The sequence below is a fragment of the Pseudomonas sp. JUb52 genome, assembly GCF_004341115.1.
In the GTDB taxonomy this organism is placed as follows: domain Bacteria; phylum Pseudomonadota; class Gammaproteobacteria; order Pseudomonadales; family Pseudomonadaceae; genus Chryseomonas; species Chryseomonas oryzihabitans.
This window is the reverse complement of sequence record NZ_SLYS01000012.1, coordinates 27,000-52,320: the sequence shown is the minus strand read 5'-3', so window position 1 is coordinate 52,320 and position 25,321 is coordinate 27,000. Positions and strand designations below refer to the sequence as shown.

Genomic DNA, 25,321 nt, shown 5'->3' with positions numbered 1-25,321 from the left:
TGTGAAAATGTATGTAAGATGCCGGCGCTTTGGCGTTTGGTGAGCGCCTTGGTTTAACGCAAGGGCCCCAAGGGTGTAACAAAATCAACGCGCATTGCTCGTTCGAGAGTGCGACTGGGTAGAAACATGTCCGACCAATCCCTACCTCGTACATCGGTTGCCGCTGGTAACCGCCTGGTGATCTGCGAGCATTGTGATTCGGTTCATCGCTTAGGACCCCTTGTCTCGGGCGAGCGGGCGCATTGCCTGCGCTGCGGCGCCTTGCTCTATCGCGCCAGCCGCCTGGATATCCAAGGGCTACTGGCCCTGGCGATCGCCGCCGCGGTGCTGTTCGTGATCGCCAACGTGAGCCCCATCCTGCAACTGAAACTGAGTGGTCTGCACAGCGAGTCAACCCTGTTGGGTTCTGTAATGGCTATGAGGGGCGGCTTCTCTGAGATCATGGGGCTAGTAGTGGCCATGACCTTGTTTGTAGTGCCGTTGCTGCAGATTGTTTTGCTTCTATGGGTACTCAGCTTCGCCCAAGCCGGCCATCGTGCACCCGGTTTCGCTAAGGCCATGGTCACCCTGCATTACCTGCGGCCCTGGAGCATGATCGAGGTTTTCGTGCTTGGCACTCTGGTTGCGATGATCAAGCTGATTGGCTTGGTGCATGTGGTGATAGGGGCTGGACTGTTCGGAATGGTGGGGCTGATGGTGGTCCTGCTGATCATCGCTAAGCGCGACCTGCATCCGCTGTGGGACGCCGTCGGGGAGCGCGATTCATGAGCGCACTCCGCCTCCCCCCGCGTGCCGATAAACTTCGCCTCTGCCTGTGCCATGTCTGTGGAAGACTTTGCCCGGCGCCACGCCATCACGAGGCCGGTTGCCCCCGCTGCGGCTCGGCGCTGCACGGACGTAAGCCCAACGCCTATGCCAAGACTTGGGCTTACCTGATAGCTGCCTTAATTCTCTATATTCCGGCCAACGTTTTACCGGTGATGTTCACCGGTGTGCTTGGAAAAGGCGCGGAAAGTACCATTCTTGAAGGGGTGGTTGAATTCTGGGAGGGCGGCTCCTGGGGCGTCGCCCTGGTCATCTTCATCGCCAGCGTGGCGGTGCCTTCCATCAAGTTTCTGGTGCTCGGCACCCTGCTGGTGACTTGCCAACGCCGCAGTGACTGGGCGATGGCTCAGCGCGCCCGGCTCTATCGCTTCGTTGAGCTGATCGGCTACTGGTCGATGCTCGACGTGATCGTGGTGGCCCTGGTCTCAGCGCTGGTGCACTTCGGTGCCCTGAGTTCGGCGGCGCCGCGCCTGGGTATTGTGTTCTTTGGTTTTGTGGTGGTGCTGACGATGCTCGCCGCGATGAGTTTCGATCCCCGCTTGATCTGGGATGCAGAGGTGAACGATGACGGACAGGCATGAACCCGACGCCCTGGCGCCTACCCCCGAGGTACGCCGCAGTCGCTGGAGCGTATCGCTGATCTGGCTGGTGCCTATCGTGGCGGCCCTGATCGGGCTGTCCATGGTGATCCACAGCTGGGCCTCGCGCGGGCCTACCATCACGGCGACCTTTCTCACCGCCGAAAGCCTGGAAGCCGGCAAGACCCAGGTCAAGTACAAGAACGTGGTCATCGGCACCGTCAGCGACATCCAGCTGGCCTCGGATCGTGATCGAGTGACCGCCACTATCGAGCTGGAGAAGTCTGCCGAGGGCTTCGCTACCAAGGGCGCGCGCTTCTGGGTGGTGCGTCCGCGCTTCGGCGTCAACGGCGTTTCGGGGGTCGATACCCTGCTGTCGGGTGCCTTTATCGGCGCTGACATCGGTGACTCTACCGATCCTAAGCGCGACTTTCAGGGCCTGGAGCAACCACCGGCACTGATCCACGGCACTTCGGGCAAGAGGTTCATTATAACTGCCGATGATCTAGGCTCACTGGATGTAGGCTCACCAGTCTATTACCGGCGCATCCAGGTCGGCCGGGTGGTGTCCTTCCACCTCAATCCGGATGGCAAGGACGTCAGCGCTCAGGTCTTCATCGATTCGCCCTACGACCGCTTCGTTACCACCAATACCCGTTTCTGGAACGCCAGCGGCGTCGATGTAGCCCTAAGCGCGAGTGGTCTCACCCTCAAAACCCAGTCGCTGGCCACGGTTGCCGCCGGAGGCATCGCCTTCGTCACCCCCGAATGGCCGAAGGATCCGCAGGAGGCCGACGAAGACCAGAGTTTCACCCTGTTCGACGACCAGACCAGCGCCCTGGCGCCGCCGGATGGCGAGCCCTTCTATGTGCGGATGAGATTCCAGCAGTCGCTGCGCGGGCTTGCGACCGGCGCACCGGTGGAATTCCTGGGCATGAACGTCGGCCGGGTGGTGTCCCTGACCCCTGACTACGAGGACGCCCAGGATCGCTTCTCGCTGATCGTCGGCGCGGTCATCTATCCCCAGCGGCTGGGCGACGTCGGCAAGCGCATCGAGACCAAGGACCGCGACGGCAAGCTGTTCGCCGGCTGGGTGGCCCGGGGTCTGCGCGCCCAGGCCCGCACCGGCAACCTGCTGACCGGCCAGCTCTACATTTCCGTCGACTTCGTGCCCAATGCGCCCAAGGTGGCCTTCGATCCCCAGGCCAAGCCGTTGTCGATCCCTACCGTCACCGGCAGCTTCGATCGCCTGCAGGAGCAGATGGCCGGCATCGTCAACAAGATCGACAAGATCCCCTTCGATTCCATCGGCAAGAATCTCGACACCAGCCTGGCGCAGCTCAGCGGCACCCTCAAACAGCTCAACGCCGGGGTCCTGCCGCAGCTGACCACCACCCTGATGGGCGTGCAGCAACTTACCGGCAGCGCCAGCCAGAGCCTGGGCGCGGATTCCCCGGTGCAGCAGAATCTGACCCAGACCCTGGAAGAGATGCAGCGCATGGCACGCTCCCTGCGCGTGTTCGGCGACTACCTCGGCCGCCATCCGGAATCCCTGATCCGCGGTCTGGTGACCGATCCGCCGCCCAAGTTCGAACCGGGCTCCCGCGATCCCGCCAAAGGAAAACTGCAATGAAGCGCCTGACCTGTCTGGCTTTGCCTCTGCTGCTGGCCGCCTGTTCGTCCAAGGCGCCGCTCAACTACCACACCCTGACCAGCGCCGCGGAGCCCGCCAGCCAGGCGCGCGCGGCGGACTTCCGCTTCGCCCTGCAAGGCGTCTCGGTGCCGCCCCAGGTGGATCAGCCGCAGCTGGTGGTGCGCCAGGGCGACGGCATCGCCCTGCTGGAAAACGAACGCTGGATCGCGCCCCTGGCCGACGAGGTGCGCAGCGCCCTGTCCGCCGACCTGTCCCGCGACCTCGGCACCCTGGACCTGGGCGATGCCCCGCGCGGCAGTGGCGCCCCGGTGCTGCGCATCAAGGTGGATCTGCAGCGCTTCGATTCGCAGCCCGGGCGCAGCGTCCAGCAGGACTCGCTCTGGACCCTGCGCCTGGCCGAACCGGGCGGCGAGCGGGTGCTCACCTGTGGCAGCCGGATCAGCCAGCCCGCCGGCGGCTCCTATGCCGAGGTCGTGGCGGCGCATCGCCAGGCCCTGGCGACCCTGGCCAGGCGCATCGAACCGGTGGCGCGCGCCTTCGTAAACGAGAGCGTTACGAAGTGCCTGGTAGGGGAGCCATAACTCTATCAGCTGTGTACCGCCGCCGCTTTGCTATGCGTCGACATCCATGACAACGCGATACGTTGCTTCTAGCAACGGCCGGGTAGGCTTGTAGCCGGCCCCTATCAGCCTCATACGATTGCGCAAGCTACGCAGTAAAAGAGGCCAGAGCTCCCCGCTACGTGGACAAGCTGACTACCTGGGCTCTATTGACGTCTACCGCTTTGCGCCGCCTGAAAGCTACCATAAAACATAAATTTCAACCGTGAGGCATTTGTAGTAGCGACACCGATCCGTCAGCCATCGCTTCTAGCCTCAAGAAATTCTCAAGCGGGCCTGCTGCTCCTTCCTCGCCAAAATAACGATGAATGGTCACAAAGAGCATAAGAAAAAGCACATGCTGGTCTTGACTAGAATCAATATTCTAATTCTACTATTGGCGTTAGTTCCTTGCTCGATTGGTATCGAGATTATGGGTCGCGTTTTTTAAAAAATGCAGGTGAGTTCAGGGGCGTCGTTACACAGCTAAGACAAAACCTTTACAAACGACTAAATATGCTTTGTCAATAACTAACAGAAGAGAAGGAAGAGCACGATGAAGATACATTCAAAATTGTTGGTTTCTGGTTTGACTTGCTTCACGGTGGCTTTCACCACTCAAGCCCTCGCCGAAAATAGTACCAAGCCAATATTTACTATCGGTGGCACCGGTAGCTATAACGAGTATCGCTTTGACGGTAGAGGTTTAAACGAGGACGATAAGTCTTACCTCGGCGAAGGCGGCTTGTTCGCCGAATTCGGAAACAAGGTGACGGGTGCTGGGGGACTGATATATCAAGCAGCACTTTCGGCTAAGTATGGAGAAAAAGACGATAACGAGGTAAAAGAAGCTCAAGCTGATTTGGATATCGGCTATCGCTTCGCTATGGATTCGATCAATTACGTGGATGCAACTATCGGCGGTGGCTATATTTGGAATCGATATGAACCCCAAGCCGACGACCTGAATATTAAGCTTACTAATAAAGCTCCGTTTGCCAAGGCAGCCGTCGGATACAACCATAAGTTTAATGACGCCACTATGCGGATCGAGCTTGGTGCGAGGCACACGATCAATGGTAGCGCTAAACTGAAGGCTGATGATTTCGATAGCGACGATGTGGATCTGAAGGATCGCACGAACCCTTACGCTGAAATTGGTTTTCTAATGAACCAAAACGGGCAGTTGCCAGTTTATGCTGGTGCGTACTACACCTACACCGAATATAAGCTGGACAGTGATAGCGAGCTGTCTTCAGATACCAAGCTCAAGCGGGATGAATATGGTCTAAAGTTAGGATTGGCGTTCTAATAGTTAGTGATGCGGCTATGTAATAGATGAGCATAGCCGCTTCCAGCACTTTAGCTACACTGCTAGACGTCAAATCGATTTGAGAACTCTAGAGGTTAGCCAACACGATACCGCATATGCGCGATACTGCTTTTCAAAACAGGTAGGTGTTGTGTTAGCGAAGCAATTGCATCGACCTAATCAAACTGTTTCCTCAGGAAGTGCCGGTTGTCGCGCTTGTAAAAGTGCTTTGTATTTTAATTATATACCCAGCGGGCCGTCCCTTAAAATTAGCTTTGACAGTAAAGGCACTATGCCTAGCATATATAATACAAGCTTGGTATCTATAAGCATATCGGCCGATATTTACTGCGCAGTAGAGTACAAAGTCTTATGTGCTGTGGGGAATTAGTAAAATAGCCAACTAATAGATGGGGTAAATATTAAGATTGCTTTTATATGGCGATAGCAACTTGTTTATGCAAGCTTGAAATATAGTTATGAATCCGTATCCAGTTCACTCAGCGGCCATCGTTGATTTACTGCCTTATTCGGACTCTGGTAAGGCGTAATACTGAAGGTGTTCTTTTGATATTTGGCTTCCGCTATTCTCGCGAAAATTTACGTACAATGAATATCTCTTTAAAAAGTAGTCGGATGTCACTTGTTTTGGTTGTTAACTTTTGCGTTTTTATGAGTAGGCCGGGATTTGCTTTTTCAGATACCGTTTGGCTAAAAAACGGAGATCGGCTCAGCGGCACTATAAAGCTATTAGATATAAACAAACTATTGCTAGAAACAGACTATGGCGGTTCCGTCTTAATTGACTGGGACAAGGTGGCCACGCTTCAAACAGACCGAAAGATGTTGGTTGAGAAAGGAGCGTATGGCGCTGACCTCGAAGTGGAACGTATCAGGCCAGCCGAGAAAGGAAAAGTTAAAATAGAAACAGAGGCTGAAGGTATTCAAATCGTTAATTTAATAAGTGTTAATCGGATAATTTCACCACGTCCATTTTTGAGAGATTTTTCCTGGAAGGGAAACATTGATGCTGCTTTAGATTACAAGAGTAGTAAATCAAATACAGCTGACTACAATGTAGATTTAAAGATGCAGGCTCGCCATAATCTGTGGCGCCACAATATTCAGGGAACTTATAACAAAGAGAAGACTGAAGATGCTGTTGCTACAGACAATTGGTCTATCCAGTACGCGGCGGACCGTTTCTTCAACGAAAAATTCTTTTGGCAAGGTCGCTTGGAATACACGGATGATAATATCCAAGATATTTCTCGCCAACGAACCTTAGGTACAGGGCCTGGCTTCCAGTTTTGGGATAGTGAGCTAGGGGCCTTTTCGCTTGCAGCTCTGCTGAACCGTGCAGATTATGAGTTCAGGAGCGGAAGCGAGACTAACTTTTATTCGGCATCCTTTAAGTGGGATTACAGTCGATATTTTTATGGCCAGACTGTCCAGATGTTCGCGGCGGGAGAGTTTGCACGTCCTTTAGACAACACCGCCGTATTTGGCTTAGATGCAGAAGCAGGGCTACGATATAAGATCACGAACTGGGCATCGGTAAATGTCAAGGCGTCCAAGCAGCTAATCAGTGGTGCAGAGGGTAATTTTGACGAAACTAAATATACTTTTGGATTTGGCGTCTCATGGTAGAGATCCACATTTAACAAGTTGTGAGGGATTCGCTATCAGCAGTGGGTAGAGAGCATGTCTCAATTATAGCTGGTTGCTATGTGAAGCGAAAATTTACCGGAGATTTGAATGATGCCCCACAATAAGGGTGGTGACAGGGACGGAGAGTGCGAGAATCCGACGGACACTGTGATTTCTATGGTTTTGGTTGTTATCAGTGTTCTCTCACTCACCATTATAATCACGGTTTCCATATGTTTGATACTGATTTGAAATACACCTACTGTGTTTATTAGATCCACGCGCCAAACTTGTTTCATAGGTGACGACGTTTTGGAGCTGAATTTAGGACGGAGCCGTTCGCTAAATGCTTTCGGCGCTTCATTGAAAATGATTCTTTTGGGTGCTAGCGTGACGTAAGTCTGCTTTTCCAAACCCAAACCAGCGAGTAGGACCGAACGCCATTTAAGCTTAATCAGGCAGAATAGAGATAGTGCCTTCGAATCCTCGATTCAAACCTATATCCGGATGCAGACTTTTTACCTGGCTCTCCGTTTTAAAAGCATACGTGAAATGTAGAAAACGCCACACCCTTAGCTTTTGCCAATTTACTGGAGAGTGTCGTATGCATACGGCCATCCGCACTTCATGGGTAAGGAGCCAGTTCTAACGCGAAAATGAATGGGGTGTACGATGGAAAACAAAAGATCAATTCCGCCATTACGATATCTGCTACATACTCTAAAAGACGAAGTCCCGCCGGAAGCCGTAACGATCATGATAGGACTGGGCCTTATCATTTTCGTCTTTCTCTTAGCTTCAGTAATGAGCTGTGAGACTCTCTGCTATTATGGTCAGATAGATCATTTAGCTATAGAAAATTATAACTATCTCCGATCAATCCACAGGATTGATTGTTTGAAGATCGTATCTACATGTTGTTAGCACACGTGCCTCAGTTTTTAGTATTTAGAGCAGCACGGTTAACGTCTATCTGACTCAAGATAATGAAGATAGCTCGAAAGTGCTCTAGGTATTTCCCGCAAAAGCATTGTATCGCTGAATGCGAGTTCTTTTTGATCAACACATAACGGTCCTGCCGGCAAGGCTATAAGCATCTGCGCGTAAACCTCTATTTCTTTATCTGAAAATTTTGGCTGGCGAATACCTATTATTTTTTTGAAAAATTTTAAAACCTGTGAGTGAATATTCTTTTCCGAGGCCGAGTCAAACTGATTTTCGCGAATCAGCACCAGAAGATCAGGGTTGCACGATATGTAACGAAGAGCGGGCATGATTGCTTCTTCTATTACTTCATTTGGTGCGCAATCCTTCCAAAAAACATCTGGTATTTTATCTCGCTCTAAATAAAAATCAATAATAAAGCGGGTGTGTTTTGACGTTAACTCGCTAAGCAAATCTTTTTTATATTTAAAGAAATGGTATAGAGAACCAATAGATGTGTCTGCTTCGGACGCTAAATCTTGCATTGTAAAATTTGACGATTTTAGTTTTTCCATAAGTACTACCGCAGCGGTGAGGATCTTTTGGTACCTGATATGACCTCTTGCTTGCTGCGGAATACGTGGGCTTTTCATGCTTTTCTCGATAGACTTATTGCTATGTGAAGCATTATCATTCATGGATCAAAAAATTGCAAACGACCTTAACGATATATGCTGCCTCGTGGCATTGCTGGTTGTCTTTAGCTACTCGTAATATGGTTGAGCGATTTTTTTAAGAATGCCGTTGGCTGTGCATCTTATTGATCCTAGTTTGTGAGTAAAGAATGCCGACTGATAACTTAAGTTTTAAGATTAAGGCGTAAGTGATTTGATAGGGGCGTGCTATTGCATGGTATAGTGGCTATGCTTATACCTACGATCTTCGGTTCTTTCATATAAAAGACGTTTCGCAATGTCAGATGGTGTCAGTTCTGATGACATTTTGACATGTTCTTTCTCCTGTTAAGCGGCCCCGGACTAAGCCTCGATCTTATGGCAGAGTCTAATTATGGACGGGGATTGCGTGCCTTTGATAGGCCGAGAACCATTTTGGTCCGACGGGCTTACGGACGCGCCATGAGGTCCGTAAGACTCAAGGAATAGCGGAGCACTTTGTGCGCTTCCGGTCATTATTGGTTTGAGCGGTGAGTGGGCGGATAACGAAGCGATAGGAAGCTGACAGTTGTCCCTCACTGTTGTCACTGGATTGGTCGGATCGATTTCGGCATTGACCAAAGCCGATTGATCATGTTCTCGGTAGATCCGCTGTGTACCATATATAGGGCCGATCTGCTGAGACCTCCGAGGTTCTGCACCATAGGAATAACACGACAAAGCTCACTAGATAGTTTGGCCTCCTCGCCCGCGTTGGGCCGATACCCTCCCATCCACTAAGGTCCAATGAACGGCCCTCTGGCCGTGGATAGAAGAATCCGGCTCAGATACAGGTCAGGGACGGGTCAGGCTATTACAGTCCTTATCTGGCCAAGCGCTGATACTTATAAGCGCTACAGAAAGTTAAATCAGCGGAGCCAAGGTTTTTGAGCGTTCAGTCAAGGCGCTGAAATTAGTCCCGATGAGCAAGATACTATAGAGGGGTTGCAGCGGATCTGCGGCCATGCCTAGCGTCTGCTGCAGACCGATGGCAACGAAGGCTTGCTCAGCAGTCAGAAGGCGCAGCAAGAAAGCGCCGAGCGTAAAGCGGATGATATCGGCAGTACCTAGCCAACGTTTCTGGATGAGTGGCGCTGGCGAATGTGTTCGATTCCCCAAGCAGTGATCAATAGCACGACTGCCGCTGCTAGTGCCCGACCGATCCATGGCTGGTCAAACCGCCACAGAACTCCTCCTGACGCTAACACCGCCCCTATTGCGGCCAAGCCGAGAGCGACGATGGCGAAGGTGAGAAAGTCGAGGGGTTCGAGCACTTTGATTCGCTCGCTGACTGGTAGTCCGAGTACTGCTACAGCCGCTGGCGTATACATAGCCAGCCCGGCGGCGAAAATGTATAGGCAGTGCGACTGACCGAGATCTAGTAGCGCCGAGGATAGTTGCCAGGCGATTGGCGTTGCCAACTGAGTAATACCCAAGCCCAGGATGAGCCCTTTAATCAGGCTCGCCTTTAGAAAGGCTTGCAGCATATAGAAAATTCCTAGGGTACTGCAGACCACACCTGCAAGCCCGGAGAGTGCGCAAACAGTGACGCCATGGCGAACGTGACGACGAATGCGTGCGCAATCATTGCTAGAAGGTAAACGGCGAGTCCTAACTTTGCGAATCGGCGCAATCCGTACTGCTGACGCACCTTGAACATAATAAGATTGACGGAGACATTTACCATCACCTGGGCAGCCGGTAGCTAGGCAGCGTAAGCGGGTGTAAGCCCCAAATGGCACTGAATATTCGGCAGGTTGGCACTGACCAGCGCATTACCCAGCGCTCCTGTCGTCCTTACCAGTAACGCTACCGTGGCATAGGCCAGCCGGATGATGGGCCTATGCTCCAGATTGGCCGCCGAACCAAGCATGGCGAGACGCTCTTGCGGTGTTCAGTTCGGCGAGCGTTCAAGGTGTTCCGGCCTGCGTCATCCTATTCGGGGGATGTGTCACTGGCGGGGTGCGTGACTGACAAGCAGGTCGTAGCAATTCATTCAAGTCATCCCAGGCAGACAGGGACTAATCGGAGGGCAAGGAGCGTCACACCACGAACCAGCGTAGCGGCTAAAGACTAGGTGCCATTGAGACTAGCAGGCCCCCTACATCGAGCGCGTTGCCGTCGTCGAATAACATGGACTCAACTCGGTACGGCGACCAAGGTTCCTAGTGCTGAAGCGTTGAAAGTCCATCATTTGGATACTAGAATGGTCGTTCTGATTCTGTTTTTAATGGAATGATGCCGCAGATGCCGTCACCAAATGTAACCACTGCTGATGAAATCGTGACCGTTCACGCCCCAGGCACCTGCCTTGAAGCCCTATGACTGCCGCCTGGATACCTGCAATTTGCTAGCAGTGGCTAAAGTTAAAGCCTCGACGTAGCAGCGTACATTCACGAATGTTTGTAACGGCCAGGCTTAACAGGATGCTGGCGACTCTGGCCCATTTGAAGCGGGACAACCATGCGCCGTACAAAGGAATTTGCCGAGCAGACCAGACAGACCATTCTAAATGTCGCCGAAGAGCTATTTCTCGCCAAAGGTGTTTCGCGCACTAGCCTCGAAATGATCGCCCGCGAATGTGGGGTAACTCGGGGAGCTGTGTATTGGCATTTCAGGGACAAGGCAGACCTGGTTCAAGGGATGCTTAATCGCATTCGCAGCCCGCTTGACGAAGTCACGCAGCAATTGGGTGCCGATAGTGAGGGCGATTGCTTGGTCAGGCTGTACGACCTGTGCGTCGGGTGCATGGAAAGATTTGTCCAGCCCGGACGAGAGCGCAGGGTCATGACCATCCTCATACATCGTTCTGAGTTCACTCTGGAATTACATGAAGTGGAGCAGCGCGAGAAGGCCTTAACCCGTGAATTCGTCGCCCTCGTCGAAAGCCTTTTCGAAGGACAACAACAGCGCTTGCAGATGGGGGTCACGGCTAGGGTGGCCAGCCTGCAGCTGCATAGCCTGTTTTGCGGCACTTTAGCCGCCATCCTCCGGGACCAAGACCTATTCACGCCGCTGCTGGACGTTCGGTTGATCTTCACCTTCTACTTCAGGTCGCTGTTCAAAGACTGGCCCTGAAGGCGGATAAGCGCGCGATATCACTACAGCTGTAATGGGCGCGCCAACGTCTTTTGCCGGTATAGCGCCCCATGGTGGTCTAAGATCTGCTATCCGTATAACGCTGCACGCGAGCGGAAGCAGAGGATGCACCACGAAAATCTACCGCTCCTGTACACGCCAATTCGCAACATTCCCTGCATCTCTTCTCCCTGAGCTCCACTACCTTTCCACCCACGGTACCGGTAACAGGAGGGGCGAGCATTGACCAACGCAGCCCGGGGGCTGGATCGTGGTTCACTTCCAAAGTCCGGGCGTTGATTGCGGCTACCTGCGAATGTGCACGAGACCTCACGTTGGCGGATACCTATACCGTTGCTATCACTCAGAACGTACTGAATGCCATCTTAGCGCCTGCAGATAGCTCGCCTAGTGAAAGTCCCGGCTTCGAATATCCAAATCCCGTGAGTAGCTCGCTGATATCCTTCAACTGCCGGCCACAACGTGTAGCACTCCATCGGGTGTCTCTACAGTCCCGTCTACTGGTAGCAGGTGTGACGCTACTAGCTCGCGTCGCTGGCGCTCCGCTAGAGTTCGCCATACCACCACATTGACCATTCCGAACTTATTCTCCAGCGTTACGAACGTCATGCCGCTGGCGGTGCCAGTCCGCTAACTGCCCTACGGCAACGGCAGCTTTGGGTCGGTAGCGGTCGCTTGTCGACGTCTGCTTCTGGTCGATAGCGTGCAGCTGCTTCAGGTCGATTACTGTGATTGGCTATTTCCGGTATCGGTAATTCCAGAATTTCACAACGATTTCGAAAGCTGGCACCTGCTTCAGGTGAGGTGTCTCAGCGCTGCCAATGCATTGCCTACGGCTACCTGGTGCAGATGTTTCTCTTCCCGACGTCCCTGCCAATAGCCTCGGCGTTCGGCATACCGCACCGCGAGGGCAGTATCACCTCGGCGAAGGGCAGCCAGTATCTGTTCATCCGCGATGTCACGAAAAAGGGTGAAGAGCAATCGCTCGGCCGATTCCATGGCTTCGCGTTCACTGCCGTATGACTCCTGATGCTCATAGGCGCCCACTCGGAACAGCCACTGGTGACTGGATACCTGGGTGACTCGTGCCAGCTTGATCGGCGGAAGTGCGCTGCCGCTTTCAAACACGATCCTGGGCTTAGGTAATTCACTGGTCACACGGGGGAGAGAGGTATCAGCGGGATTGCTCATCGGAGTTGCCTGGCAGGGGAGAACGGTGATGCGGGGTATCTCGGCGTTGCATCTCGGCATCGATCATCCGCAGCAGATGGGTAAGGCGGCTGTTAAGCCGCCGCAGCGTCCGATCGGAAAGGCTGGCAAGCCAAGGGGGGATGTCATTGGCGCCGCTGTGCATCCGCACCTCCCTGACTCGCCAGCCAGTCCATGGCCGATAGCATGCCGGCGTCGTCCAGCAGCGACGGAAGCCGGATTGTACGGCCAGACCGATTGTCCCGGAGTTCGAAGGTCGGGGTGGCATCGATCCGCTTCTGCGCTGCGGTTGCGGTCTGCTCAGCGACTACCCGCCGCACTGTCGTATTGTCCTGGATGCACGCCTGCAGGTTCTGCAGCGATACGGCTGGTTGCAGGCCGAGTTGCTCAATCGGGACTGCCAGACCGGCACCGTTCCCACGGCTGTGCTGATAGACGGCTTCGACCGCCTGCCAGAACATTGGAATGCCGCCCAGCCAGCCGGCGCAGGTGACCAGACGTGCTTCCTGCTGCGCTGCTTCGCCGTGCATGGGCAGCGGCAGGTGATGCCACTGCCAGTTCACCACTCCGTGCCGGTCTATCAGCTGCTTGACCTGCGGATAGATATCCTTGCAATAGGGGCACTCCAGATCGCCGTATTCGACCAGGGTGAAGCGCGCCTTGGAATTGCCGTAGGCGAATATCGAGGGCTCGGGTGAGACAGGCGGGTCCACGGCCGCGAACCATCCGAAATAGTGCGAGAGAAGAAACAGCACCACGGCGAGTAGCAGGTACCCCTTCGTCTCTGGTCGGTGGGAAAGGGAGCCTCTAATCATGCCGAGGCCTCTTTGGCGGCGGGCTGATCGTGCTGCCGGCCCAGCACATCCCTATGCAGGACCTCGAGCAGCGCCTGCTGGGCGTCATCCGGTTGCGGATGCTTGGCCAGCCAGTCCTTGAGCGCCGTGTCGAGCTGGACCTCGATCTCACGGCGATCTACCGCGCGTGATTTCACTGCCTGCAGGTTGCTGATCAAGACCGGCGCGCAGATCTGCAGGGCCGTGAGCGTCTCCGGCAGATGTGGCTGCCGAAGCAAGCCGGTCAGGCTGTCGATGAGGTCTTGGGTAAATTGGTCCATCACTCTCATCTCCGGGGGCCTCGAGCCGGAGGCAGCTTGAAGGGGTAGGGTTCGATCCCTCGTAGCCGGTCCAAACGGGCGGCGACGGCCAGCGCGGCGCCCAGTTCGTCGGTGCCGAGCTCTTCCATCAGTTGGGCGCGCTCCGCTTTCTCCTCAGGCTCCGTCATAGCCAGCGCCAGATAGAGACTAGGCGGTACCGCACGGAACAGTGTCTCCAACGACTTGGAGAGCACCACGCCTTCTGTATAGGCGCCGCTCTGCTTGCGTGCCGACAGCATCAGTTCCTTCTGCGCGGTACTCAGATTGCGGAATTTAGAGATCTTCTCGACTTCATCTGGCGGCATGTTCAGGCAGATCCACCACTCGATCATGTTGAGCATCGGCGCGCCGGAAACCGGGATGTCATCGATGTTCTGGGTCGCCAGCCAGAACCATGCGCCGAGCTTCCGCCACATCTTGGTGATCTTCATCGCGTAGGGCAGCAGCAGCGGGTGCTTGGTGATGATGTGGCCTTCGTCGGTCAGCTTGATCAACGGCCGGCCCTTGTACTGGTCACGTTCGGCGATGTTGTTGATCGAGTTCAGTAGCGAGATGTAGGCGATGCCGAGCTGCGCCTGGTAGCCCTCGCGTGCATAGGTGGCAAAGTCCACCACGGTCAGGTCAGCCTCCGGCCAGGGCGTGCCGGGGCGGTTGAACATCTCGCCATCGGCGCCCATGCAGAACATCTCCATAGCTTCGGCCATCTCCTGCAGGCGCTCGCGTCTTTTCTCAGGGATATTCTCGTCGTGCGCGGCCTCGCTCAGTGCGTCGCGCACATCTTGGGTGAGCACTGTCCTCTCTGCCTTGGAGCAGGCCTTGGCGGCATTGATGATGGCGTGCCGGATGGCCGCACGGTCGGCGCGTGTCATGCGTGCGTCTTCTTTTTCTTCGCCGCCGGTGATCATCAGGCGAGCCACGATCTCCATCTCGCCGAGCACGTCGCGTTGATCGTCCTCCAGATCGGGCCTCGGGCTGCTGGCCTTGTCTGAGGCGTCGAGGTCCTCGGCATCGAGCACGGCGACGTGAGCCGGATCCTCGGCCAGGCGGATGGCGTCGGCGAACGGCGCCAGGCTGACGCCAGCGCCTGGAACCAGGCGGACCTTGTGGACGGTCAAGCCGAGGCGTTGGGCAAAGTCCGCCAACAACCCGAAGCTGTTACCGGCTTCGGCCACGAAGATGCGCGGCCGGTAGATGGCCAGCCACTGAATCAAGAGGTTGTTAAGCGTCGCCGATTTGCCAGCACCGGTAGGACCGAAGACGAAGCCATGCGCATTCATCTGCCGATCAAGCTTACTGAGTGGATCGAAGGTCAGCGGACTGCCACCGCGGTTGAATTGAGTGATGCCCGGATGTCCTGTTCCGGTTGAGCGGCCCCAGATGGGCACCAGGTTGGCAACATGCTGAACCAGCATGAGCTGGGTGTACCACTGCAGCGCCCGCGGCTGGTTGGGATCGAAGTTGCCGGGCAGCCAGCGCAGGTAGCTATTGAGTGCAGCCACCTCATCCTCCGGCCGCACAGGCTCGATACCAGCGCCGGTCAGGATGCTGGTGAGCTCGTTGCAGCGCTGCTCCAGCTCCTGCTCGTCTTTGCCCCGAACATAGAAGGCCACGCTGCCCTGGTAGAGCTTGTGCTTACGCCCGATCAGCTGGCGGGCGTCCTTGATGGCCTCACGGGTGAGGGCAGAGGCCTGGTTGTCGCCGACGGCCTTCTTGTGCAGGTTGTTGAGGTGGGCTTCCAGCGTGTCCTGGGGCGTGGCCACCAGAGTGATAGCCAGCACCGTGTCCTCGGGTATTTTATCGAACAGGGCGTGCAAGGCTTCGCCAAAGGTACGCTCGCCGGTCATGTGGCCGGTCATCGGCGCTTTACGCAGCCGATCCAGCATCACGACACGATGGGGCTGGCCATCGAAGAACCACAGGCCCTTCTGGGCATCCGAGCGAGGCTCGCGGTACATCAGGCACTGGGAGAAGTCGGTCCCGCTGGCCAGGAAGGGAATGGTGCCTTCGGCCAGCAACTCGTCCTGGTCGACGGCGCTGTTGACCACCTCGAAGAATCGCTGCTGGTCCTTGGTCGAGGTGCCCAGATGATCCGGGCACGGATTGAACCACTGCAGGAGCCAGTGGCGAATGGCGCGCTCGTCCATGCGATGAGCCGTCACGCCGGCGTTGCGCAGGGCGCCGGTCAGCCGGCTGCAGATGTTCGCAAGGTAGGCGGCAGGTGCCTGCCCCCTGACCAGACCGTCGCCGATGCTGCGGCGGGAAACGACCATCCGCACCCGCCGATGCTGACCACGCCAGGGCAGGTGGGATACGGCCGTGTCGTTGAATAGACCGCCAGGCTTGGCGATGGCATGCAGGTGGTGCTTCATCAGGCTCTGATAGAGCTGAGTGAATTCGGAGCCGCGGGCGCGCGGCTGGATGTAGTTTGCCAGCCCGGTGAGATAGCCATCGAACTGGATCTCGTCGAAGGCATAGAACTGGATGACCCAGGGACTCTGCTCCAGCTCATCGAAGGCGTCCTGCAGGGCGTTCTCCAGGGCATCGCGGGCCTGGCGAAGCCAATTGGCTTCGCGGCCCTCGGTGCCGATCGGCACCAGGTCGAAAAAGGCGGCCAGCGACTTGCCGTCTTCCAGCAGCATGGCCTGGTGCTCGGGCAGGTATTCGACCCAAGGCAGCAGGTTGGTGAAGCTGGGATTGACGTCGTAGAGCCTGGCCACATCTGCCACGGTCGCCGGTTTTTCCTTGCCGGTCATCCAGGCACCTGGCTCCGGAATACCGTGAGCTCTCAGGCGATCCAGGTAGCGCTGGTAGGCGGCTTCCTCGTCGACCTCGAGGGCGCGGGTGGCACGGATGGATTCAGGGTGAGGACCCTCTGTAGCGGGCATCGAAAGGACCGACTCAGGTTCTGGCACATGCAGCTCTGAACCCGGATCATCCATCTGATCCGATTCCACTCTGGGTTCGGCTGCAACAGTGTTAGCCGCCTTGCGACCACGCAGACGTTCGAAAATGCCCATCAGTAGTTCTCCACCCGCTCACCGGGCATGGCGTACTGCACACGCTGGTAGAGCGGGAAAACGGTGGTGTAGCCGGGGATGGGGGCCGGGTCGGAGCCGGCCAGGTGCGGGAAGACGTACATGACCAGGTCCGGATTGGGCAGGCGCTTGAACTGGCTGTAGATCTCGTTCTGCGCGGTGCGCGAATAGCCGGCGTTGTCAGCCAGCGGCCGAGCCTGGGCCGTGTCCACAGGACGGCGCAGCTCTGCCCGGGCATCGACGAGTTGGCGACCCTGGCTGCTGCCGGCGGAGCCGGTGGTACCGGCGTTCCAGACGTCCATCATGGTCTGGTCGCCATGGGGAAGCATCTTCTCCTTGTCGACCGCACAGCCGCTGGCCAGCAGGGACAAGGCCAGTACAGCCGCTATCTGAAGTCGTGTGCGATTAATCGAGGGCAGCCGAGGCATGGCGAGCTCCTGTCCGATAGTCGACCTTGCGGCCCTTGAGTTCGTAGTCGATGGCCAGCTCCTGGTCGAGGTGGATGGCCACCTTCGCCCCGGGCTGCACGTAGACGGCGGCAAAGGCCTGGCCGTAGAGCTTGTTCACCCAGGTGGAGATGTCGTTGACGCCCTGGCCGATGATCTTGCCCATGGCTTCGTTGCCGGACATGCCACTCGTCCCGATGGTGCCGTTCGGGGTCTGGACGTAGCTTGAAGTCGTGCCGTCGTTCTTGATGAGTGAGGCGGCGCCGGCGCCGGCGGCGGTGATGAGGGCCTGGGAGCCGATGTATTGGGCGGCGTTGCTGCGGCGCTCGCCAGCGATGCAGGGGATACCGTAGGGGTCGCTGATCCAGCCCATGCCACCCTGGACAGCAGCAGGCTGACCGTTGGTTGAGGCGTTCTGGTTGTTCTGGCCGTTGTTCTGCTGACCAGCGTTTTCCTGCGGCGCCGGCAGGGTACGCACGGTGCCGTCGGTGAAGACGAAGGTCATGCTGCGGATCTGGCCGCGCACGCAAGACAGCGTCCAGTCGCCCGAGGCGGTTCCGCTTACCACGGCGCCGGCGACGTCGGGCAGGTCGATGCCGTTGGCGGTCAGGTTGTCGGGGCCGATCAGGATCTTGAAGGGGTAGGGGTCGTTGACCGTGCCGTCAACCGGCACGCGGCCCACCAGGGCAGTCATGGACACCGAACCCATCAGCGTCGAGTTCTGCGGCAGGGTGTAGACCTTGCGGACCTTCTTGCGCGCCTGCTCATCGCCAGCCATGCCATCGGCTGCGCGCTGAGCACCGCCTGAGGCAGCGTCCAGGGTCTTCTGGCCTGCGGCGCCGAAGGCGGTCGGGAAGGCGAAACCGCTGGCGGCCTGGCTGCTGCCGGCAGCAATGGGCTTGCCAGCGGCATCTACTGCGGTGCCATCCTGCGGCTCGATCCAGACCAGGTCCGAACTACCGCTACCTTTCTTGAACTGATTGCCTTCTCCGGGAGCAATGCCGAGCCCGATGGGCATGTCCGTGCCCGAGCCCCCGTTGCCGCCTACTTGATTACCCATCTGCGACAGGGTGTTGAGCTGCTTCTGCAGGCCATCGAACAGACCCTGCGTCTGCTTCTGCTGGTTCTCGAGGCTCTGGTTGATGCCCGCCTGGACGCGGCTGTCGACCGTGGTGTTGATGTTGTTCAGCTGGGCCTTGAGACCATCGTTCTCCCGCTTGGCTTCTTCGTTGTCCCTCAGGACCTTGCTCATCTGCTCTTTCAGCTGGCGACTTTCGACGACGATGGTGCGCAGGGTATCGTTGGCCGTATCGCCCTCGATCCCCAGCGCCTTAGCCTGCTCAGGTGTGAGCTGGGCGGACTGTGGCTGTTCGGGCGTTTGCGGTTTGCCCTTACCAAATAGGGTCACGCCGACATAAACCACCAGGACCAGAACACCCAGCAGCGCATACTTGAGGAGCGGATTACTTCTGAGCTGCATGTCGGGCCTCCGCACTGACGCGAGGATCTGCGGCGCCCAGACTGGGCAGCAGCGACTGGCCAAGGCCATGATCCCGGGTGACCAGGTAGAGCACCGTGGTGTCACTGGCATCACCCCGGGCGCCGAGGTAGGGGTGCTGGAAGGTCGCGGTGGCGAAGTCGCCCATGAGCTCGCGCGGATCCAGGGCCAGGCGCTGGCCAGTCTGGTTGCGCAGCTTCACGGCGGTCACCCAGTGATCGTCCAGGCGCCAGGCGCCTAGTTGGCTAGCCTCAACCGGTAGCGCCGGTAGCAGCGTCGACAGGTCCAGGCGTTTGTCGATCCTGAGCTGAGCCACACCGTCGACCGGCTCTACAGTGCGCAGCGGCGCATAGAGCATCTGGGCGGCGTAGCGGGTGAGCACGACGGGGATAGGTGTTTCGCGCTTGGGCGGCGCTGGCTCGTCCTCTTCCTCATCAGCTTGGCGGCTGGCGTTCGATGGCGATTTAGGAGCAGTCGCCGCGGGCTGACCGTAGCGAGTGGGCGTGGTGTCGCCCGGAACGATCTTGATGGGCTCAAGCGCAGCCTGGCCTTCCTGTGCCGGCGTTGCGGCGATGTCGACCAGCATGATCTCGCCGGTGGCCGCATTCTGCAGCTGCAGCCGGCTGGGCTCGATCGGGTCTTTAGCGCGTAGATAGATCGCACCGCCAGTGCTCTGCACCCTGAGCTTGTCAGCGATGGCGGGTGGGACGCCGACGCGCACGTTGGCATCAACGAATAGGATTCGCTCCTGGCCAACCACGAGCGGAATGGCCAAGGGGACACGTTCCCACTTGCGGATCTCGATGGCCTGGGCAAGGCTGCTGAGCAGCAGGCCGCCCAGCACCAGGGCGAGGGAGTGGCGGGATCTCATGGTGTACCTCGAGCTTTGACTTCGATGCCGGCCTCGATCCGCTGTGGCTGACCGCTGTAGCAGTCCCACTTCATGCCCCAGGGGTTCTTCTCGGGATCGACGTCGGACCTGACGATGTGTAGCGGGTAGCGCGTGAGCGCCGTCTTGACCTTCTCGCCGCCCAGGTACTCGTTCGCAACGACATCGAGCATGACCGTCCACTCGCTATTGCCGAGCACCTGGACGCGGCGAGTGGGGTCGTCGCCGTAGCCTGATCCGGGAATCTCGGCGACGTTGCGTACGCGTTTGCGCAGCTCGCCGCTGTTGCGTTTGAGTGCTTCGTCCCCCTCCAGATAGGCCTTGCACGAAGGGGTGATGAAAGGGGTCAACCGCGTGATGTTGTCGCTGTAGTTCTTCTCGCCATCAGCTGGCCAGCTGTTCATCTGCTGGAAGATGTAGAAGGCGTAGGAATAGACCGACTCGGGAGGGATTTCCCACCAGGGGCGTGTGCTCCCAGAGCGCAGGTCCGGCGGCACGTGCACGGTCAGGTCCTTAGGCGCGCTGTACCAGCCGTAGCCGTTCCAGATCGCGATGCCGCTGACCAGGCCCAGGGCAAGACGCAGGGTGGTGATATGGGCGCGCTGCGACTCGGACAGCTTCCACGCGCGGCTCATAGCCCCACCATCCGCTTGCAGGTCCAGGCACCGCTACGAATGACCAGGCGGCGACCCGCCAGCCCCCAATTTGCGAGGCGCCACTCGGCTTGGCGCCAGAGCCAGGTTTCCGGACGGCCACGCTTCCAGCGGCGCAGGATCCGGCCGGCGAGCACAAGGCCTAGAGAACCACAGGCCAGCGCAGCAAAGATCGGCATTGCCGGAGTAGTGAAAAATGCCAAGGGAATGCCGACCACAAAGCCGAAAGAGGCGCAGACGATGATGGTGGCGAACATCTCGTCGGTGGTCAGGCCGCCCACGACGACGGGTTGGGTATTGAGGCGATTCGGCAAGAAGCGAAGCGTGCCGTCCTCATGCAGGTCCTGGGTGATGTCCATCTGCGCCGTCCTGCCTTACATGATGCCGCTGGCTTTGGTGACGATGAAGATCACCAGGCCGATGAGGATCACGCCGACGACAACGGTCGCACCGAGGTCTTTCCAGGTTTTCTTGCCCGTGTGGATCTCGTGATAGACACCAATACCGTGAGACGCCACGACAATGAGGCAGAAGGCGCACAGGGCCAGTGCGATCAGCATGAAGCCGTCGTAGCCGTAGTTCTTGAGGGTTTCGAGCCAGGTGGAACCTTCGCCGCGCGAGGGCGCTTGAGCGCTGGGTAGGGCGGCTTGGCTGACGCCCGGCAGCAAGGCCAGGCTGACTACCGCAGAAGTAAAGCTGGCGCTGGTGCCAGACGTGAACAGACGTTTGAGGGACAGCATGGATTTCTCCTCGAGGGGTTAATGCAAAATGAGAAAGGTCAGAACGCAGTAAAGGAGCAGCCCCCGAATGAGGGCGCCCTTGGCGGCGGCGGCTTTGAGGTTCTGGTTCGCCCAGCCCTTGTAGAGGCTGATGGAAAGCCAGGCGAACCAGAGGGTGATGACGGCCATGGCCACCGATAGCCAGAAGGTGTTGCTGGCCGCCGGCGTAAGGCCGCTGGCCGCCTGAAAGGCAGCGGTCTGCGCGGCGGTCATGCTCATGGCTGGGCGCCTTCACGCTGGTACTGGCCGGAGAGCTCGGCCGCATCGCGCGGCTGAGCACGGCTTGGGGCTAGGTAGTCCTGCAGGCCCTGGCGGATCCGGGCGATGTCGGCGGCGAGCCGGTTGTAATCCAAGTGGTAGCGGGAGCTGCCGTCGCTGGGCAACTCGGCGCTGCGCCTGGCGACCGCCTCGACGGCATTGAGCTGGCGGATCATCACGTCGACGTTGGCCTGCTCGCTGGCCGTGCCGGCGGCGAGTGCGGGACCCGCCATGAATCCGAGCACGACGACCAGGCCACTGACGAGACCGAAGTGGGCGGAAGGCTTGCGTGGGGAAGGGGACAGTTTCACAGCGGGGCCCTAGGCAGCGGGTTGATGCCGCACAGGATGCCGAGGGCCACCAAGGAGGTCAGCGGGAAACCATTACTGCACCCAAATAGGTTGCAAACCCGCTTGGTTACTGAATCTTTGAAGGGGTGATGAGGCGCTTGAAAAACAGCAGAAAGCCGGTGGCCACCGCGTAACCCAAGCCCCACCCCTGGTTGCCCTGGGCAGTCTGCTGACCGATCTGGGCGCGGCCTTCCAGCACCGGCTGCACGCTGACCAATTCCCAACCGTCAGCGCCCAGAGCCTGCAGGCGGGCCTGCCGCTCCGGATCGGCCAGGAAGGCCGCGACGTCAGGGGTGCCGGTCTGCTGTTCGTGCTTGAACATCAGCCAGCCGCGCTCTTGGACGCGGTAGGTAAGGGGGCAGAATTCCGTGTGGTATTCGAAGCGGGCAGGGGACATGGGCGGCTCTAGTTCGATGGGGTGGCCATCGTCCTGTGGCCATTGCAGCCTCACCAGGCGAAACCGTATCTGGGTCTCAAGAGGTTACGATCAGGGCGTCGAACAAACCGCCTGGCTATGCTGTCATCAGAAAAATCACGGGAGGTCGTATGACCGACATTGCGTTTCTCCCCGAAGTAGCCAAACGACGCTGGCGAGACCTGACTCATGCCATGGCCATCATGGGCCTGGGTCATTTGGGCAAGCTGTACGGGCAGCTCGAAGGCTACATACTGGCCATGCTCGACTTCGACCGGATCACTCTGCCGCAAGGCAAGCTTCTGCTGAAAGCTGCGGCCGAGCTGTTCGACCAGTGCCGATCCGAGTACCTCAAGCACAAACAGAAACCACGTCGGCAGATCGCTGGCGCGGTAGGTGACCGTATTAGGCAGAGCCAACATCGGTCTGAAGGCGTCTTCTAAGGCACTGACCTTTCTGATGTGCTTGTTGGCCCTACTATCACTTAGCCTGCAAATCTCTCCCATTTCTGTATGCCGGCTCTAGCGGCTGTCTCGTTGACCCCTGAGACCAGCGCGTCTGCAAAGGCCAGATGTGCTTCCATGAATTGATTGAAATCTCGCTTGGGCACACCGTTGTACAACGCACGGCTCCACCACGAAAAGACAACGACAAGTTTTCCTAGCTCTGGGTCAAATTCGTTATGAGCTCGTTCCAGGCCGCCATCGTTGTGCGCTACTGCCCAGCCGAAAGTCTTGCTGAAGTCTCGGACTTTCTGAGGTTGAACGCCTCCTGCATACAGATCGTGTATTTCATTGTGATAGCTAACGTCTGCTGGTTCGGAAGGGGAATACAACATCCCACAGATTCGACAGGTTACAGCGCTCATACCAGGTAACCTCGTTCATGTTCGGTATTTGGAAGCGATCTAGTTGCTATTTACAGCAGGGTGACTTCTAGCATAGCTACCGTTGAGGTCCTTGTACCGCTGCATGATGTCGATCACCAGCGAGTTCACCGCCAGGATCTGCATAGCCCGGGTCACTGACACGTATAGCAGGTTCAGTTCATCGTCGCGGCTGGCCCGGTCAGTCTCCGGTGCGAGCGGATCCGCGCTGAAATCGTCGTAGAGCCCCACGAAGTCCCATTCCAGACCCTACGCCTTGTGCGCCGTGGTCAGTGTCACGGTAGCGTCCAGCTCGCTGGCCACCGCGCAGCGCCGCAGCTGCTCGATGCGCTTAGGCAGATCGAAGTAGGCCTCGATGATCCGCACCGAGCGTTGCATCTCTGGATCCTGGGTGGCCTTGGCGATCTCCTGGTACTGCTCGAAGTCACGGTAGTCGCGCAAGAGCTTCTTCTGCTGCACCAGGTCATTGCGACCTCGGCTGAACTGGAACAGGTCCTCGAGCTCGCGCAGCGAGTAGCTGTCGATCCCGCCGATCCAGAACATGCTATAGCCACCCTGTTTCTCCAGGCGCAGAGCATTCTCGATCACGCCGCTGACGGTGCGATGCAGCCAAGTCCGGTGTGCAAGGTCCTCCGGCAGCGAGCGTTTGACCAGGGTGCGCTGGCCGAGCCCCTGCAGCTTCACCGTTTCGCCCTTGAACGACAGGATGACGTTGGCCACGTGGGCGACGGCCGGGCCGAAGCGGAATGACTGGGTCAGGTAGTGCTTCTCGGCGTCCGCCATCCAGGTCGCGCTGAGGGCATCCTGGGCACCACGAAAGCGGTAGAGCTGCTGGTGGCGATCGCCGACCATGACCTGGATGGTTCGCTGCCGCTGCACCAGGTCGGCGATTACCGGGTTCACGTCCTGGCCCTCATCGAGCAGGATGGCGCCGAAGCGGTTGGACAGGTCCGGGCGGCTCATCTGGTAGAGCTTGAGGTAGCCGTCGTGGGTGATCTGCACGCTGGCGTCCTGCAGGTCGATCATGCGCTTCCAGACGATGATGGCCATGCCCACCACCTGAGTGATCCGTCGCTCCTGCAGCGGCGTCAGGCCGCGGCCTTCGTAGCGGGCGAAGTGGCGACCGTCCAGGGCCATGTCGGCACTGGCCATGAAGGTGTTGAGGGTGTTGACCACGTCCCTGGCCAGCTCCCAGTCCTGGGTATCCAGCACCCGGGCGACCTCGGTGATGCGCAGGTTGCCGGCCTGCTTGTGCTGGTACTGGGTGCCATAGACGGCATAGGCGAGGCCGTGGGCGGTCTTGCAGGTGACGTTGCGCGGAAAGCGATTCTTCGCCGCCATCTCCACCGACTTGTTGTAGCAGAGGTAGAGCATCTTCACGTCAGCATGGGCACTGGCGTAGCCCACCAGGGTGGTGGTCTTGCCGGTGCCAGCAAAAGCCTGGATCAGCAGCTTGCGGGCGTTTGACGCGATGGCGGGGGCTTGCTCAGGGGTCCACTGCATGGGGTAACTCCAGATCGGCTGGGACAGGGATTCAATACCACCCCTGCATATTGATGGGCATGAGGGCGCTCCTTGTGGCCAGGTTGCGGCCGCGGAGCAGGCCGGCGGCTACAGGTACTTCTTGAACGAGGCGGTCGTGAGGTTCACCGACAAGGCCAGCAGCGCTGCACACGGCAGCAGCACCAGGAGCGGGCTCACGCTGAACGGCAAGGCGAGGTAGAGCGACCAGGGCAGCAGGGCCAGCGGCAACATGGTGCTGCGGGCCTTGTGGTAGAAGTAGCTCGACTCGCGGCCCGCGCTGAACTTGCGAATGTCTCGCCGCACCAGGCCGTCGATGAAGCCGACCAGGGCGGCCATGGCGAAGAGCGGCACGGCGAGCACCAAGATCACCAGGCGCACGCAGAACACCAACACAGTGAAAAGGGCGGACAGGCCGTAGGTCTGCACCGTGGTGATGCCCTGCGCGGCCATGTAGCGCAGATCCAGCTCGCCGCGCGGGCCGGCGGCAGCCAGCTGCTGCATCCCGGTCAACCAGTGGACCAAACCCGTCTTCACGAACAGCCAGTCATAGAGCAGCCCTACCAGCCAGGTCGCAGTGTGCCCGGGCTCCTGGACCACAACGCTCGACAGGAAACCCTGGGACAGCCAGGCCAGTTCGTGATCGAGCATGCCCTTGGCGTGGTGCCAGCCGGCCTCTGGCCAGAGGAAATACAGGCAGAGCCAGTCGACCAGGATGGCGCCGCCTAGGGACAGGAACATCACGCCGATGAAGTGGAAGGGGAAGCTGAGCACTGACCCGATGAAGGTCTGCTCCTTGACCTGTTGCTGCTGGGCACGCTGGGCGACGTCGGCCATTAGCGGCCTCCTCTGGGGTGGTCATGATCATGGATGGC

The 25,321-nt window shown here is 58.0% G+C and carries 25 protein-coding genes and 2 pseudogenes; 8 read left to right on the top strand and 19 right to left on the bottom strand.

Going from position 1 to position 25,321, the window contains the following annotated elements:
- Window positions 1-126 precede the first annotated feature (126 nt).
- From EC839_RS18770 to EC839_RS18745, 6 genes are all read left to right on the top strand, one after another.
- Complete coding sequence (locus tag EC839_RS18770) at window positions 127-768, top strand: paraquat-inducible protein A (protein WP_132832988.1); 642 nt, start codon at window positions 127-129, stop codon at window positions 766-768.
- Window positions 765-1,406 carry a paraquat-inducible protein A gene (locus EC839_RS18765; protein ID WP_132832987.1) on the top strand — a complete coding sequence of 214 codons (642 nt, stop codon included), beginning with the start codon at window positions 765-767 and terminating at the stop codon, window positions 1,404-1,406. The genes EC839_RS18770 and EC839_RS18765 overlap by 4 nt, the downstream gene beginning before the upstream one ends.
- Complete coding sequence (locus tag EC839_RS18760; protein WP_132832986.1) at window positions 1,390-3,036, top strand: intermembrane transport protein PqiB; 1,647 nt, start codon at window positions 1,390-1,392, stop codon at window positions 3,034-3,036. Before EC839_RS18765 ends, EC839_RS18760 begins: the two co-directional genes overlap by 17 nt.
- Window positions 3,033-3,638 carry a membrane integrity-associated transporter subunit PqiC gene (locus tag EC839_RS18755; protein WP_132832985.1) on the top strand — a complete coding sequence of 202 codons (606 nt, stop codon included), beginning with the start codon at window positions 3,033-3,035 and terminating at the stop codon, window positions 3,636-3,638. The genes EC839_RS18760 and EC839_RS18755 overlap by 4 nt, the downstream gene beginning before the upstream one ends.
- Window positions 3,639-4,212: 574 nt before the next feature.
- A complete protein-coding gene (locus EC839_RS18750) occupies window positions 4,213-4,968 on the top strand; it encodes a hypothetical protein (RefSeq protein WP_132832984.1) in 756 nt (251 codons plus the stop codon).
- A 636-nt stretch (window positions 4,969-5,604) separates the two neighbouring features.
- Window positions 5,605-6,618 carry a DUF481 domain-containing protein gene (locus tag EC839_RS18745; protein WP_177416769.1) on the top strand — a complete coding sequence of 338 codons (1,014 nt, stop codon included), beginning with the start codon at window positions 5,605-5,607 and terminating at the stop codon, window positions 6,616-6,618.
- Window positions 6,619-7,580: 962 nt separating this feature from the next.
- On the opposite strand, the gene EC839_RS18740 is transcribed toward EC839_RS18745, so the two are convergent.
- Window positions 7,581-8,195 (bottom strand): TetR/AcrR family transcriptional regulator, encoded by a 615-nt coding sequence (locus EC839_RS18740; protein WP_165904684.1) that lies wholly within the window; start codon window positions 8,193-8,195, stop codon window positions 7,581-7,583.
- A gap of 1,127 nt (window positions 8,196-9,322) precedes the next feature.
- A complete protein-coding gene (locus tag EC839_RS18735; protein WP_132832982.1) occupies window positions 9,323-9,742 on the bottom strand; it encodes a hypothetical protein in 420 nt (139 codons plus the stop codon).
- A 976-nt stretch (window positions 9,743-10,718) separates the two neighbouring features.
- Between EC839_RS18735 and EC839_RS18730 the strand changes: the two genes are divergently transcribed.
- Entirely contained in the window at window positions 10,719-11,333 is a 615-nt protein-coding gene (locus EC839_RS18730) for a TetR family transcriptional regulator (RefSeq protein WP_132832981.1), read from the top strand.
- 408 nt (window positions 11,334-11,741) lie between these two features.
- On the opposite strand, the pseudogene EC839_RS24635 reads toward EC839_RS18730, so the two are convergent.
- The 14 genes and pseudogenes from EC839_RS24635 to EC839_RS18665 form a co-directional block, all read right to left on the bottom strand.
- Window positions 11,742-11,984, bottom strand: a pseudogene (locus EC839_RS24635) (hypothetical protein); the annotation flags it as partial.
- Window positions 11,985-12,149: 165 nt separating this feature from the next.
- Window positions 12,150-12,545, bottom strand: a complete 396-nt coding sequence (locus tag EC839_RS18725; RefSeq protein ID WP_132832980.1) for a hypothetical protein — start codon at window positions 12,543-12,545, stop codon at window positions 12,150-12,152.
- Between the two features lie 143 nt (window positions 12,546-12,688).
- Complete coding sequence (locus EC839_RS18720) at window positions 12,689-13,378, bottom strand: thioredoxin domain-containing protein (protein ID WP_132832979.1); 690 nt, start codon at window positions 13,376-13,378, stop codon at window positions 12,689-12,691.
- Window positions 13,375-13,686 (bottom strand): hypothetical protein, encoded by a 312-nt coding sequence (locus EC839_RS18715; protein WP_132832978.1) that lies wholly within the window; start codon window positions 13,684-13,686, stop codon window positions 13,375-13,377. The genes EC839_RS18720 and EC839_RS18715 overlap by 4 nt, the downstream gene beginning before the upstream one ends.
- Window positions 13,683-16,601, bottom strand: coding sequence for a conjugative transfer ATPase (locus EC839_RS18710; RefSeq protein ID WP_372237674.1), 2,919 nt, complete (start codon window positions 16,599-16,601; stop codon window positions 13,683-13,685). The genes EC839_RS18715 and EC839_RS18710 overlap by 4 nt, the downstream gene beginning before the upstream one ends.
- Before the next feature lie 131 nt (window positions 16,602-16,732).
- Complete coding sequence (locus EC839_RS18705) at window positions 16,733-17,179, bottom strand: TIGR03751 family conjugal transfer lipoprotein (RefSeq protein WP_132832976.1); 447 nt, start codon at window positions 17,177-17,179, stop codon at window positions 16,733-16,735.
- Complete coding sequence (locus tag EC839_RS18700) at window positions 17,157-18,677, bottom strand: TIGR03752 family integrating conjugative element protein (protein ID WP_132832975.1); 1,521 nt, start codon at window positions 18,675-18,677, stop codon at window positions 17,157-17,159. The genes EC839_RS18705 and EC839_RS18700 overlap by 23 nt, the downstream gene beginning before the upstream one ends.
- Entirely contained in the window at window positions 18,661-19,566 is a 906-nt protein-coding gene (locus EC839_RS18695; RefSeq protein WP_132832974.1) for a TIGR03749 family integrating conjugative element protein, read from the bottom strand. The genes EC839_RS18700 and EC839_RS18695 overlap by 17 nt, the downstream gene beginning before the upstream one ends.
- Window positions 19,563-20,219, bottom strand: coding sequence for a PFL_4703 family integrating conjugative element protein (locus EC839_RS18690; protein WP_132832973.1), 657 nt, complete (start codon window positions 20,217-20,219; stop codon window positions 19,563-19,565). The genes EC839_RS18695 and EC839_RS18690 overlap by 4 nt, the downstream gene beginning before the upstream one ends.
- Entirely contained in the window at window positions 20,216-20,596 is a 381-nt protein-coding gene (locus tag EC839_RS18685) for a TIGR03750 family conjugal transfer protein (RefSeq protein WP_132832972.1), read from the bottom strand. The genes EC839_RS18690 and EC839_RS18685 overlap by 4 nt, the downstream gene beginning before the upstream one ends.
- Before the next feature lie 15 nt (window positions 20,597-20,611).
- Window positions 20,612-20,977, bottom strand: a complete 366-nt coding sequence (locus EC839_RS18680; protein ID WP_132832971.1) for a TIGR03745 family integrating conjugative element membrane protein — start codon at window positions 20,975-20,977, stop codon at window positions 20,612-20,614.
- Between the two features lie 18 nt (window positions 20,978-20,995).
- The gene (locus tag EC839_RS18675; RefSeq protein WP_256681085.1) at window positions 20,996-21,229 is read right to left on the bottom strand and encodes a TIGR03758 family integrating conjugative element protein; all 234 of its coding nucleotides are present in this window, start codon (window positions 21,227-21,229) and stop codon (window positions 20,996-20,998) included.
- A 2-nt stretch (window positions 21,230-21,231) separates the two neighbouring features.
- Complete coding sequence (locus tag EC839_RS18670) at window positions 21,232-21,528, bottom strand: RAQPRD family integrative conjugative element protein (protein WP_256681086.1); 297 nt, start codon at window positions 21,526-21,528, stop codon at window positions 21,232-21,234.
- A 163-nt stretch (window positions 21,529-21,691) separates the two neighbouring features.
- Window positions 21,692-22,021 carry a hypothetical protein gene (locus tag EC839_RS18665; RefSeq protein ID WP_132832968.1) on the bottom strand — a complete coding sequence of 110 codons (330 nt, stop codon included), beginning with the start codon at window positions 22,019-22,021 and terminating at the stop codon, window positions 21,692-21,694.
- Window positions 22,022-22,170: 149 nt separating this feature from the next.
- Here EC839_RS18665 and EC839_RS18660 point away from each other — a divergent pair, with 149 nt between their 5' ends.
- Entirely contained in the window at window positions 22,171-22,482 is a 312-nt protein-coding gene (locus EC839_RS18660) for a hypothetical protein (protein ID WP_132832967.1), read from the top strand.
- Between the two features lie 41 nt (window positions 22,483-22,523).
- Here EC839_RS18660 and EC839_RS18655 read toward each other — a convergent pair whose 3' ends face one another.
- The 3 genes and pseudogenes from EC839_RS18655 to EC839_RS18645 all read right to left on the bottom strand — a co-directional run bounded on the left by EC839_RS18655 (window position 22,524) and on the right by EC839_RS18645 (window position 25,283).
- Window positions 22,524-22,907: a C2H2-type zinc finger protein gene (locus EC839_RS18655; RefSeq protein ID WP_132832966.1), complete on the bottom strand. Its 384-nt coding sequence runs from the start codon at window positions 22,905-22,907 to the stop codon at window positions 22,524-22,526.
- A 39-nt stretch (window positions 22,908-22,946) separates the two neighbouring features.
- Window positions 22,947-24,428, bottom strand: a pseudogene (locus tag EC839_RS18650) (UvrD-helicase domain-containing protein).
- Between the two features lie 108 nt (window positions 24,429-24,536).
- Window positions 24,537-25,283, bottom strand: coding sequence for a TIGR03747 family integrating conjugative element membrane protein (locus EC839_RS18645; RefSeq protein WP_058772447.1), 747 nt, complete (start codon window positions 25,281-25,283; stop codon window positions 24,537-24,539).
- Between the last annotated feature and the right edge of the window lie 38 nt (window positions 25,284-25,321).

Excerpts from the sequence above, each read along its gene's own strand:
- EC839_RS18770 (WP_132832988.1), top strand. The coding sequence starts at position 127 with ATGTCCGACCAATCCCTACCTCGTACATCGGTTGCCGCTGGTAACCGC.
- EC839_RS18760 (WP_132832986.1), top strand. The coding sequence starts at position 1,390 with ATGACGGACAGGCATGAACCCGACGCCCTGGCGCCTACCCCCGAGGTA.
- EC839_RS18710 (WP_372237674.1), bottom strand. The coding sequence starts at position 16,601 with ATGCCCGCTACAGAGGGTCCTCACCCTGAATCCATCCGTGCCACCCGC.
- EC839_RS18700 (WP_132832975.1), bottom strand. The coding sequence starts at position 18,677 with ATGCAGCTCAGAAGTAATCCGCTCCTCAAGTATGCGCTGCTGGGTGTT.
- EC839_RS18645 (WP_058772447.1), bottom strand. The coding sequence starts at position 25,283 with ATGGCCGACGTCGCCCAGCGTGCCCAGCAGCAACAGGTCAAGGAGCAG.
- EC839_RS18720 (WP_132832979.1), bottom strand. The coding sequence starts at position 13,378 with ATGATTAGAGGCTCCCTTTCCCACCGACCAGAGACGAAGGGGTACCTG.
- EC839_RS18750 (WP_132832984.1), top strand. The coding sequence starts at position 4,213 with ATGAAGATACATTCAAAATTGTTGGTTTCTGGTTTGACTTGCTTCACG.
- EC839_RS18680 (WP_132832971.1), bottom strand. The coding sequence starts at position 20,977 with ATGCTGTCCCTCAAACGTCTGTTCACGTCTGGCACCAGCGCCAGCTTT.
- EC839_RS18665 (WP_132832968.1), bottom strand. The coding sequence starts at position 22,021 with ATGTCCCCTGCCCGCTTCGAATACCACACGGAATTCTGCCCCCTTACC.
- EC839_RS18655 (WP_132832966.1), bottom strand. The coding sequence starts at position 22,907 with ATGAGCGCTGTAACCTGTCGAATCTGTGGGATGTTGTATTCCCCTTCC.
- EC839_RS18705 (WP_132832976.1), bottom strand. The coding sequence starts at position 17,179 with ATGCCTCGGCTGCCCTCGATTAATCGCACACGACTTCAGATAGCGGCT.
- EC839_RS18685 (WP_132832972.1), bottom strand. The coding sequence starts at position 20,596 with ATGGACATCACCCAGGACCTGCATGAGGACGGCACGCTTCGCTTCTTG.
- EC839_RS18660 (WP_132832967.1), top strand. The coding sequence starts at position 22,171 with ATGACCGACATTGCGTTTCTCCCCGAAGTAGCCAAACGACGCTGGCGA.
- EC839_RS18755 (WP_132832985.1), top strand. The coding sequence starts at position 3,033 with ATGAAGCGCCTGACCTGTCTGGCTTTGCCTCTGCTGCTGGCCGCCTGT.
- EC839_RS18730 (WP_132832981.1), top strand. The coding sequence starts at position 10,719 with ATGCGCCGTACAAAGGAATTTGCCGAGCAGACCAGACAGACCATTCTA.
- EC839_RS18725 (WP_132832980.1), bottom strand. The coding sequence starts at position 12,545 with ATGAGCAATCCCGCTGATACCTCTCTCCCCCGTGTGACCAGTGAATTA.
- EC839_RS18765 (WP_132832987.1), top strand. The coding sequence starts at position 765 with ATGAGCGCACTCCGCCTCCCCCCGCGTGCCGATAAACTTCGCCTCTGC.
- EC839_RS18690 (WP_132832973.1), bottom strand. The coding sequence starts at position 20,219 with ATGAGCCGCGCGTGGAAGCTGTCCGAGTCGCAGCGCGCCCATATCACC.
- EC839_RS18675 (WP_256681085.1), bottom strand. The coding sequence starts at position 21,229 with ATGACCGCCGCGCAGACCGCTGCCTTTCAGGCGGCCAGCGGCCTTACG.
- EC839_RS18715 (WP_132832978.1), bottom strand. The coding sequence starts at position 13,686 with ATGAGAGTGATGGACCAATTTACCCAAGACCTCATCGACAGCCTGACC.
- EC839_RS18745 (WP_177416769.1), top strand. The coding sequence starts at position 5,605 with ATGTCACTTGTTTTGGTTGTTAACTTTTGCGTTTTTATGAGTAGGCCG.
- EC839_RS18695 (WP_132832974.1), bottom strand. The coding sequence starts at position 19,566 with ATGAGATCCCGCCACTCCCTCGCCCTGGTGCTGGGCGGCCTGCTGCTC.
- EC839_RS18735 (WP_132832982.1), bottom strand. The coding sequence starts at position 9,742 with ATGCTGCAAGCCTTTCTAAAGGCGAGCCTGATTAAAGGGCTCATCCTG.
- EC839_RS18740 (WP_165904684.1), bottom strand. The coding sequence starts at position 8,195 with ATGAAAAGCCCACGTATTCCGCAGCAAGCAAGAGGTCATATCAGGTAC.